Source organism: Photobacterium pectinilyticum, from assembly GCF_024357955.1.
Classification (GTDB): Bacteria; Pseudomonadota; Gammaproteobacteria; order Enterobacterales; family Vibrionaceae; genus Photobacterium; species Photobacterium pectinilyticum.
On record NZ_JANEYT010000143.1, the window covers coordinates 1 to 4978 of the forward strand.

Annotated in this window: 4 protein-coding genes; 3 read left to right on the top strand and 1 reads right to left on the bottom strand. The window is 44.5% G+C overall.

The annotated features are described in order from the left end of the window. The first annotated feature begins 522 nt into the window (after nucleotides 1–522). The gene (locus tag NHN17_RS25340) at nucleotides 523–1251 is read left to right on the top strand and encodes a response regulator (RefSeq protein WP_255045443.1); all 729 of its coding nucleotides are present in this window, start codon (nucleotides 523–525) and stop codon (nucleotides 1249–1251) included. A 9-nt stretch (nucleotides 1252–1260) separates the two neighbouring features. Next, entirely contained in the window at nucleotides 1261–2556 is a 1296-nt protein-coding gene (locus NHN17_RS25345) for an ATP-binding protein (protein ID WP_255045444.1), read from the top strand. Between the two features lie 268 nt (nucleotides 2557–2824). Here the strand turns inward: NHN17_RS25345 and NHN17_RS25350 are convergent, their stop codons facing one another. Then, nucleotides 2825–3370 carry a hypothetical protein gene (locus NHN17_RS25350; protein WP_255045445.1) on the bottom strand — a complete coding sequence of 182 codons (546 nt, stop codon included), beginning with the start codon at nucleotides 3368–3370 and terminating at the stop codon, nucleotides 2825–2827. 231 nt (nucleotides 3371–3601) lie between these two features. On the opposite strand from NHN17_RS25350, the gene NHN17_RS25355 reads away from it, so the two are divergent. Beyond that, complete coding sequence (locus NHN17_RS25355) at nucleotides 3602–4192, top strand: hypothetical protein (protein WP_255045446.1); 591 nt, start codon at nucleotides 3602–3604, stop codon at nucleotides 4190–4192. Nucleotides 4193–4978: the final 786 nt, after the last annotated feature.

The window sequence follows — 4978 nt, forward strand, 5'->3', positions numbered from 1 at the left end:
GAGGCTATCCATAGCGATGTGACTGTCTGAAAGAGTAACCTCAATTAGATCATATTTTTACTTAGATTGGTATAAGCCTTGGATTAGGTGTCCCCCGACGAAATGCTGTGTATAGAGAGGAGAAAGGCGTGAAGCTAGCTGTTATTTGTTAGATAACACCCTATTGGTTTTCACTTCGAATCAGCGGGATAGGCGCGTGGATTCCTGCTGGTGGAACGTCATGAAGCTCCGCTCCGCCAGTTACACGGTTTTGGTATACACGTAATGATTGCTCGCTGTTAGTCGTGTCCTATAACGAAAGCCACAATATGTGCCACATTGGCCGTTGTTATTACCGATTGGCCGTATTGAAGCATTACTATGCTGCTAAGAACCAAGTATTATTGCAGTTGGTCGGTCGATCTCCTTTACACCACATCAGGCATGAATGTTAAATTTTGATCCTATAAGCTATCGAAATGGGTTCTAATATTGTGTATCCTCCTTTTTTGAACGTTGTTTTATTTGGTGTGGGTTGGTTACATGTTAAAAATCGTGTTGGTTGAAGATGATGAAAAGTTGTGTGAGCTTCTGGCAAATTACCTTCGGCAACAGCAGTTTGAAGTGATCACAGTGCATGATGGGCTTCAAGCTCCCGATGTGATTATCAGCCACCAACCCGATCTCGTGGTATTGGATCTCATGCTGCCAGGCATGGATGGGTTGAGTATCTGCCGTAAGATCCGTGGCAAGATACAGAGTAAAATTATGATCCTGACCGCCAGCGATGATGATATTGACCATGTCGCCGGGCTGGAAGTGGGGGGCGATGATTTCGTTAATAAGCCAATCAAGCCACGTGTACTGCTGGCAAGGATTCGAATGTTGCTGCGTCGCCAGATAAATGGCGGAACGTTGGGGACTGATGAGCAGAGCCAAAACCAACAGACGGCGTCCGATGAACAAGAGCAGCGTTACGGTAAACTATCAATCAATCATCGCAGCCGTAATTGCGAAATGGATGGTGAAACCGTATGCCTGACAGACAGTGAATTCAACTTACTGTGGTTGCTTGCAAGCCACCCCGACGAAGTACTGACGCGTGAGTTTTTGGTCATGGAAACGCGTGGAATCAAATATGATGGCTTAGATCGCACCATCGATAATAAAATTGTTACTCTGCGCAAAAAGCTGGGCGACAATCCGTCTCTACCAAGGAAGATTATTACAGTACGCGGCAAAGGGTACTTGTTTGTGCCTGATCGCTGGTAGGCCGAGTCCATGAAGCGTCTTTATTTAGAGTTTTTTATTGGCCTATGTGGTTTGTTCTTCCTTTGTATTTTGGTCTTTTCTTTTGTGACCCAGGAGCTAACGACAAACTACGAAGCAGAGCTGGAAATAAGTCATGTTTCTAGTGTTATGCAGATTTTGAATGATGTTGCTGCGCAGCGAGGCCAAGAACAAGCCGATAAGCTCCTGGCAGGCTATGCCGAACAAAGTCATTTAACCTATCAGCCTTATAGCTGGGATCTGCTTGGTTTCACACAGGCCGAACACGATAAGCTCAGCCGGCGCGGCGCTTTGTTTGAAGATGAAAACCAATATTGGGTTGTATACGGCGATCAGAAAAAGGTGTATTTTCTTCAGCCTGATACTGAGCAAGATCTATGGCAGATGTTGGATCTGGAGGTCAAATTGCTATGGGTGTCTTTTTTCGCCACGTTTGCGCTTTACAGTGCCATTATGCTGAAGATCTTGTCCAGCCGGTTTAGGAAGTTGGAAAAAGCCACAATGGCTTTTTCTGATGGTGACTTCAAAGTCAGGGCCTCTGAAAAAGCGGGAGACCGTGTTGGCCGTCTCAATGCCCGTTTTAACCAGATGGCGGATAAGATTTCCGAGTTGATCCAGAGTCACAAACACCTGACCAATGCAATTGCCCATGAGCTCAGAACACCACTTTTCAGGATGCAATGTCAACTTGATTTATTGGAAGAGTCCGCACTGGATACAGGACAAAAAAACACACTTGCTGGGCTTTATGAAGATGTCGATGAACTTGAATCTCTGATTGAAGAGCTGCTGTATTTTGCCAAGATGGAACGCTCTGGCGTGACATTACAATTGCAACAACGGGATGTGTCCGAAGTATTACAACATACGCTTGTTCATTGCCAAAAGGACACCGTTAAGCAACTGATCTTGGATTGCCCCAAACATTGTGTCTTTGATGTTGATGCCCATCACTTAGAGCGTGCGGTATCTAATATTATCCGCAATGCTTTTCGGTATGCTGAACAGTGCATTGTTGTCAAAGCATTTTGCCAAGACAGTGTATTGACGATTCAGGTGGACGATGATGGCTGCGGTATACCTTCGGGTGAAAGAGAAAATGTATTGAAGCCTTTCTATCGGGTTGGGACGTCGAGAGACAGACAGTCTGGTGGTCATGGCTTAGGCTTGGCGATTGTGGCCCAGGTGGTAGCGCTGCATCAGGGAGAGCTACAGATAAGTGAAAGTGACAGCGGCGGAGCAAGGTTTATTATCCGCTTGCCGCAAGCACGGGCTTCCTGCCTATAACCCTTTTAACTTGTGAGGGCAAAGAGGCTACTGAGCAACAGGGCATTACGGCTGAGGTTGACCGCACTGTAGGCAATAAATACCTTGTGCGCATTGAGCCCAAACAGGGTTTTATCAGCCCATATACAGATAAGACTAAATGCAAAAGGTGCCAACCCAAATACGCGAGGTGGGTCATTATTTGATTGGGGCTTGAAGTCATTAGCGCATTCCCTATTAAAGCATAGTTGAAGAAAATGCAGTTCAGATTATCTGATTTAGTCAGGAATTATGGTGTTGCCTTGCTTTGATACCGTCGGATCACTTGGCTCCATAGCGGGACATAGAAATGGCAAATGCGGTAGAACAGATAACCGGTTGCCGAAAGTCCTGATAAATATGCACTGAGGTGGAGGGAAAGGCCAGCGGCTAGGCCGATGAACATTACGATGAGTGAAAGAAAAATTGAACGCCAGACATTTTCGACCAGATAGGTGGACCATTGCCTGAAATTGGTATCCCTTAGCTTAAAGCGTAAAAACAGCAGGACAGCGAGATACAATGCAGGGATCAAACTCATTAATGGCACTGGCCAACCATGGTATAGGGTAAAACCGACTAGCAGCTTTCCTGAAACAGTATAGGTGAGTGCCAGAGAGTGAATAAATTCAAACGGCAACAGGCTTGCAACAGTGAATAAGCAAAGACCGACAGCGTAAACGATTGAGCCAGAAAATAAGATGAAATAGACCGGTAAGCCAATGGCGAGGTGTGCTAAAGGCCCAAGTGTCATTGCATGCATTAGCCATTTTAGCCAAGAAGCATTCTTTTCCATAACCACCTCCATATGCTTTCATAGGATTGGACAGGCAGCTCCATCATCTAATGAATGAGCGAGCATTGCAATCATGTGTGTATTCTTATTTGATGAAAATCATGAAGTTCGCTATATGGAGAGATCTACACAACCGTTATGGCCAATTGTGAATATTGTGTTGTTAATGCATGGCATGAAGGCCTGAGAAGCATTACTATATCCCCGTTAAGATTACCGTTGAGATTAAAAATGAGAAAGCTTTCTCTTACTTCATGCGCTTTCGCTTTATTGTCATCCTGGCCTGTACTTTCGTCGACTTTGCCGGCTCCAGTTGCCTTTCAGGCAGTACCTGAAATCATGGTGCAATTTGAAGATGCAGTTGAATACCGTAAGAAAGCCGTTACCTTAGGGCGCCTACCGCATAAAGTTGAAATGGGAAAAGCATTCCCGACTTACGTTTCCGACGATGATGGAAAGCCCGTATTGGAAACAGAGAATACGGTAACTAATGAGGTCGTTATTGCCCGTAATCCATCACCTGTTGTTGGTGCGGTTTATAATGAGTGGCTAGTGCCGACAGAAGTGTGGATGACTACGTATGGTGAACTGCCTATGTTCGATACCTTTATGCCCTTTAAGCGGGTCAAAAGTATTAAGGCGATCCCTATTACTGACGATATCTTGAGCCTACTCGGTAGCTTTGATGGTGAAACCGCCGTTATTGAAGTGGATTGGAACGACGCAGGGATGAAAGTTTACAGAGAAGGATACCTGACCGATGGCGGTTACGGTATTGCACCGGAAGAAATGCAGCAAACCTATGAGAAAGTAGAACAATAAACCAGTAAATTCGCCTTTCGGGTGGCAATCAATGCACCCACTTCGTTGCTGACTCACCAAGGAGGTGATTGTTAGTTCGTAGACACTTCCTACGAATACAGTTTTACCATTATCTATAGGAGCAGTACCTGCCACCGCTATATGATTGCCAATACAGCTTGCACATGAGAAGCCAATAGGCTCCTCAAGGTGAGAGCCTGAACTTACTAATTTTCGCTAAGAAATATATCAATGTAAGAAATAATAAGGTCGTAAAGAGAGCTAGTGCGTCTGCATACAAAAAAGCGATTAAACTACATGATATTGTTAGAATGAATGATATTTTATACCCTAATTCGATAATATAAGCTGCGATAATCACAAGCAATGTAGCAAAGTAATAGAGTTCATCAATATAGTCGGTTGTCTGGAACTCATCACCATAAAAATTACCCGCCAAATTTGCCATCAAGAATTGAAAAAATGCAAGCAGTGCATATCCAGATGCCACAAATCGAAAATATAGTGATTTTTCACGTGATATCAAACTTTCTCTTCTCATATCGAACATTAATTTAGAATGTGATTTTCGCACCGGCAACTGATTAATGACATAGCCTTGTTACGCGCGTGTTTAAGGCATACCCACGCAGCCATCCATCGATGCTATAGAACCCAACCAACATAATATATTGGGATAGTTGTCAAGACTGAAACCACCTTCGTCAGGCGTTGTTGATCAATTCATCCTCGGGACGGCTCAGCTCCAAGGGCCTTTCTGGGGTTAGTTGACCATCTGACGAACAG

What these genes read in the sequence shown, in the direction of transcription:
- NHN17_RS25355 (WP_255045446.1), top strand. Translation starts at nt 3,602, where the DNA reads ATGAGAAAGCTTTCTCTTACTTCATGCGCTTTCGCTTTATTGTCATCC.
- NHN17_RS25345 (WP_255045444.1), top strand. Translation starts at nt 1,261, where the DNA reads ATGAAGCGTCTTTATTTAGAGTTTTTTATTGGCCTATGTGGTTTGTTC.
- NHN17_RS25340 (WP_255045443.1), top strand. Translation starts at nt 523, where the DNA reads ATGTTAAAAATCGTGTTGGTTGAAGATGATGAAAAGTTGTGTGAGCTT.
- NHN17_RS25350 (WP_255045445.1), bottom strand. Translation starts at nt 3,370, where the DNA reads ATGGAAAAGAATGCTTCTTGGCTAAAATGGCTAATGCATGCAATGACA.